This window comes from Mesorhizobium sp. M7A.F.Ca.CA.001.10.2.1 (assembly GCF_003998575.1).
Classification (GTDB): Bacteria; Pseudomonadota; Alphaproteobacteria; order Rhizobiales; family Rhizobiaceae; genus Mesorhizobium.
On the sequence record NZ_RZQY01000906.1, the window covers coordinates 1 to 1827 of the forward strand.

Here is a 1827-nt window from a genome sequence, read left to right on the forward strand (position 1 = left end):
TACAAGGGCAAGCTGCCGCCGCCCAAGGGCGAGAAACCCGAAGATTGGGAGGACCGCGAGCAGACGCTGTTCCGCTCGACCGCGGTCGGCGACGACATGGACCGGGCGCTGGTCAAGTCTGATGGCTCGTTCACCTATTTCGCCGCCGACGTCGCTTATCTCAAGGACAAGGTCGATCGCGGTTTCGTCGACCTGATCTATGTGCTCGGCGCCGACCATGGCGGCTACGTCAAGCGGCTGGAGGCCCTGGCGCGGGCGATTGCCGGCGACGAGGTGAAGCTCACTGTCCTGCTGTGCAATCTGGTCAAGCTGTTTCGCGAGGGCGAACCGGTGCGCATGTCGAAGCGGTCGGGCGATTTCGTGACGCTGCGCGAAGTGGTGGAGGAGGTCGGCCGCGACGCGATCCGCTTCATGATGCTCTACCGCAAGAACGATGCGCCCCTGGATTTCGATTTCGCCAAGGTGACCGAGCAGTCCAAGGACAATCCGGTGTTCTATGTCCAGTACGCCTCGGCGCGCTGTCATTCGGTGTTCCGGCAGGCGAGCGAGCAACTGGGCGAAGCCAATTTCGACCGCAACAGCCTGGCGTCTGCCGCGGCATTGCTGACCGACGAGGGCGAGATCGGCCTGATCCGCAAGCTTGCCGAATACCCGCGGCTGATCGAGTCCGCCGCCCTTGCGCTCGAGCCGCATCGGCTGGCATTTTACCTCTATGATCTGGCTTCCAGCTTCCACGGACACTGGAACCGTGGCACGGATAATCCGGACTTACGTTTTGTTAAGGTTAACGACCGACAATTGACGCATGCCAGACTAGGGCTGGTGCAGGCTGTTTCGGACGTTTTGACGTCCGGCCTGACGTTGATCGGAGCCGCCGCGCCCACCGAAATGCGTTAGGTTTGACTAAATAACCTGTCACCTTTTGCCCACATTGCGCTGGTAAGGGCCAACCCTACGCGACGTCCATGGCGTCCGAATGAGTGCGAGTTCGGGAACAATAATGGCAGACAGAACCCAGCTGAGAGTAGCCGACAACAACGACATCGCTGACGATGATCCGTTCGCGGAACTGACCAGGATCATGGGATTCGACCCGCGCCAGCCGGTCAGGCCGCAATCGCCCGCCCAGCCGCAGGCCCCAGCCGCCGATCACGGGCTCGAAGAGGGCGATTTCGATATCGATCTCGAAAAAGAAATGATGGGCGAGTTCGGCGCTGACGACAGCGACGCCGCTCCGGTTGTTCAGGCTCATGAGCCGACCTTCGTGCTTGAGCCGGCATTCGAAGCGGCTGACGCCAGCGCGATGGACGATGAGCTTTCGGTGTCGCTCGACAACGATTTCCAACTGGACATGGCTGAGATAGACGATCACGTCGCCGGCGCCAGCCATGCGGTCGCAGCTGAAGCGGCGCCGTCCGTCGAGCCGGCTTTCGCGTCTGATTTTGACGATGCCGTCGCCGGTTCGCTTGAGGACGTCTCTCCCTTCGAGGACGATCATTCGATGGCGGACGAGCTGGCCATTTCGCTCGACCAGGACCTCCGGATCGATGAGGAAGCCGAAGAGGCCCAGTACGCTGAAGAGGCCCAGTACGCCGTTGCCGACACGCCCGCTTCTATCGAGCCAGTTGCCTCCGATGACGAATTCGACGATGCGGTGGCAGTCTCGCTTGAAGACGAGCTGGTGCTCGACGACCATTCGGCGGCCGAACAGTCATTCATGGCCGCCGAGCCCGTCAAGTATCCCATGCCGGAGCAGGCGGCGCGTGACGGCCATGCAATTTCCGATGAGAGCTTTGCCGGCCATTTCGACGACGCGATGGCTGATGT

The 1827-nt window shown here is 61.4% G+C and carries 2 protein-coding genes and 1 pseudogene; 2 read left to right on the forward strand and 1 reads right to left on the reverse strand.

Annotated features, from left to right (window positions below):
* Nucleotides 1-897: DALR anticodon-binding domain-containing protein (locus EN964_RS33305; protein WP_127277356.1), on the forward strand; the 897-nt coding region annotated here is incomplete at its 5' end.
* A gap of 55 nt (nt 898-952) precedes the next feature.
* Here the strand turns inward: EN964_RS33305 and EN964_RS38220 are convergent.
* On the reverse strand, nt 953-1252 hold the full coding sequence (locus EN964_RS38220) for a hypothetical protein (protein ID WP_164752341.1): 300 nt from the start codon (nt 1250-1252) through the stop codon (nt 953-955).
* On the opposite strand from EN964_RS38220, the pseudogene EN964_RS38225 reads away from it, so the two are divergent.
* Nucleotides 1199-1827: pseudogene (locus EN964_RS38225) on the forward strand (SPOR domain-containing protein); the annotation flags it as partial. The gene EN964_RS38220 and the pseudogene EN964_RS38225 overlap by 54 nt on opposite strands.